The sequence below is a fragment of the Mycolicibacterium agri genome, from assembly GCF_002553505.1.
Classification (GTDB): Bacteria; Actinomycetota; Actinomycetes; order Mycobacteriales; family Mycobacteriaceae; genus Mycobacterium; species Mycobacterium agri.
In genome coordinates this window covers 1-2834 of sequence record NZ_PDCP01000182.1, presented here as the reverse complement: position 1 = coordinate 2834, position 2834 = coordinate 1, and the positions used below count along the sequence as shown (strand labels likewise).

The 2834-nt window shown below is 65.8% G+C and carries 3 protein-coding genes; 1 reads left to right on the top strand and 2 read right to left on the bottom strand.

Going from position 1 to position 2834, the window contains the following annotated elements; genetic code table 11:
• Positions 1–71 precede the first annotated feature (71 nt).
• Complete coding sequence (gene rocD, locus CQY20_RS33535; RefSeq protein ID WP_371871022.1) at positions 72–1316, bottom strand: ornithine--oxo-acid transaminase; 1245 nt, start codon at positions 1314–1316, stop codon at positions 72–74.
• Positions 1313–2191: a dimethylargininase gene (ddaH, locus tag CQY20_RS33530; RefSeq protein WP_097945648.1), complete on the bottom strand. Its 879-nt coding sequence runs from the start codon at positions 2189–2191 to the stop codon at positions 1313–1315. Before ddaH ends, rocD begins: the two co-directional genes overlap by 4 nt.
• A gap of 113 nt (positions 2192–2304) precedes the next feature.
• On the opposite strand from ddaH, the gene CQY20_RS33525 reads away from it, so the two are divergent.
• On the top strand, positions 2305–2751 hold the full coding sequence (locus CQY20_RS33525) for an Rv2324 family transcriptional regulator (RefSeq protein WP_097945644.1): 447 nt from the start codon (positions 2305–2307) through the stop codon (positions 2749–2751).
• The last annotated feature ends 83 nt before the right edge of the window (positions 2752–2834 follow it).

Below are 2834 nucleotides of genomic sequence, written 5' to 3'. Positions count from 1 at the left end.
CGGAATCCAACACCCAACAGGGGTGTCGACCAACTACGGCCACCTCACCCCTTGACTCGACCTACAGCCAGCTAGATCTCCGATAAGTGTGAACCCGATTCGGCCAAAACGTCGGCGAATTGACTCGTAGCCCAGTCGATCTCCTCGGCGGTGATCACCAGTGGTGGCGCGAACCGTAGCGTCGAGCCGTGCGTGTCCTTGACCAGGACGCCACGTGCCGCCAGCCGCATGCTGATCTGCTTGCCGGTGCCCAGCGACGGGTCGATGTCGACGCCTGCCCACAGCCCCAATCCGCGCACCGCCTCGACACCGTGCCCGATGAGGTCACGCAGCCGGGCGTGCAGTCGCTCACCGAGTTCGGCTGAGCGGGACTGGAATTCGCCGCGACGGAGGATGTTGACGACGGTGGTGCCGATCGCCGCGGCCAGCGGGTTGCCGCCAAATGTCGACCCGTGCTCGCCTGGATGCAATACCCCGAGGATGTCTTGGTTGGCGACCACTGCCGAGACCGGCACGACGCCGCCGCCGAGGGCCTTGCCCAGGAGGTAGATGTCGGGCACCACACCCCAGTGGTCGCACGCGAAGGTGCGCCCGGTGCGGGCCAACCCGGACTGGATCTCGTCGGCGATCATCAGCACGTTGCGTTCGCTGCACAGCGCGCGCACGCGGGGCAGGTAGTCGTCGGGCGGGACGATGATGCCCGCTTCGCCCTGGATCGGCTCGATCAGGACGGCGACGGTGTCGTCGTCGATGGCGGCGGCCATCGCGTCGGCGTCACCGAAGGGCACCGAACGAAAGCCCGGGGTGTAGGGGCCGAAGCCACGACGGGCTGTTTCGTCGTCCGAGAAGCTGATGATTGTCGTGGTGCGGCCATGAAAGTTGTTGTGCGCCACGATGATATTGCCGCGTCCCGCTGGAACTCCCTTGACATCGGTGCCCCATTTGCGGGCCACTTTGATGCCGCTTTCGACGGCCTCGGCGCCGCTGTTCATCGGCAGCACCATCTCCTTGCCGCACAGCTCGGCCAGCGCCCGGCAGAACGGTCCGAGCCGGTCGGAATGGAAGGCCCGGCTGACCAGCGTGACGGTGTCGAGCTGCGCATGCGCGGTGGCGATGATCTCGGGATTGCGGTGGCCGAAGTTCACCGCGGAGTAGGCGGCAAGGCAGTCCAGATAGCGCTTGCCTTCGACGTCGGTGATCCAGGCGCCTTCGGCACTGGCCGCGACCACCGGCAGCGGGGAGTAGTTGTGGGCGACGAACTGGTTCTCGACGGCGATCGCATCCGACGTGGGGGTCACGGCATCAAGAATGGTCACGAATACACCTCCAGCGTGCAGCATTTGATGGAGCCGCCGCCTTTCAGCAGCTCGGAGAGGTCGACGCCGATCGGCTCGAACCCGGCGTCGGCGAGTTGGTCGGCGAAACCGGTCGCGGCAGCGGGATGGACGACGTGCAGGCCGTCGGAGACGGCGTTCAGCCCGAGCACATCAGCGTCGGCCGCGGCGACCTCGATGGCGTCGGGGAACAGTTCGAGCAACCGGCTCCGCGACTCGTCGCTGAATGCCGGCGGATAGTAGGCGACGGTGGTGTCGTCGAGCACCGCCAGGGCGGTGTCGAGGTGGTAGAAGCGGGGATCGATCAGCTCGAGGCTGACCAGCGGCATCCCCACCGCGGCGGCGATCTCGTCGTGGGCCCTGCGGTCGGTCCGGAAACCGTAGCCCGCCAACACGATCGAGCCGACGACGAGCAGATCGCCCTGGCCCTCGTTGACGTAGTGGGTCTCGACTGGTTCATAACCGTGCCGGGCCATCCAGGCCGCGTACGCCGCCGACTCCCCGGCGCGCTGCGGGTAGGCGAACTTGGCGACGACGGCCTTGCCGTTGACGATCAGCCCGCCGTTGGCGGCGTACACCATGTCGGGCAGGCCTTCCACGGGCTCGACCAGTTCGACGGTGTGCCCCAGCTCCTTATAGGTCTGTCGCAGGCTCTCCCACTGGTTCATCGCCAGATGGGTGTCGACCGGCTTCGAGGTGTCCATCCACGGGTTGATGGCGTACTCGACGGTGAAGAAGGTCGGCGGCGTCATCGCATAGTGGCGCGGCGACGCCTTGCGCGGGGTCTTCGCGACATCGGATACCGGGGCCGTCTGGGAAACCGGGGCCCGCTCGGTGGCGACATCTGAAATGCTCATAATTCAACGATAGGAGCGCACCGATTTGCAAGCAATCACCGTTTGTTGCGTATGATGGCGCGATCTGTTGTGCCAAAATGGCAGAAGCAGCGATTTGTTGCACGGAGGTGATCATGGAGCGGTTGGACGAGACCGACGAGCGAATTCTGGCCGAGTTGGCCAAGGACGCCAGGGCCACCTACGCCGAAATCGGCCAGCGGGTGAACCTGTCCGCTCCTGCCGTCAAGCGGCGGGTGGACCGCATGCTCGACAGCGGCGTCATCCGCGGCTTCACCACCGTCGTCGACCGAAATGCGTTGGGCTGGAACACCGAGGCCTACGTTCAAGTGTTCCGCCATGGCACGATTTCGCCCGACGAGTTGCGCAAGGCGTGGATCGACATCCCCGAAGTGGTGAGCGCGGCGACGGTCACGGGCACCGCGGACGCGATGCTGCATGTGCTGGCCCGCGACATGCGCCACCTGGAGGAGGCGCTCGAGCGGATCCGGTCGGCCGCCGACGTCGAGCGCAGCGAAAGCATCGTGGTGCTGACCAACGTCATCGACCGGATGCGGGGCTGATCTAGCTGTACCGAGTCATGACGTTGGTGTCAGTCGGCTGATCGGTGGGAGGCCGCCGAGTGCGCTGTGGCGTCGTTGAGTGT

Excerpts from the sequence above, each read along its gene's own strand:
- ddaH (WP_097945648.1), bottom strand. The coding sequence starts at position 2,191 with ATGAGCATTTCAGATGTCGCCACCGAGCGGGCCCCGGTTTCCCAGACG.
- CQY20_RS33525 (WP_097945644.1), top strand. The coding sequence starts at position 2,305 with ATGGAGCGGTTGGACGAGACCGACGAGCGAATTCTGGCCGAGTTGGCC.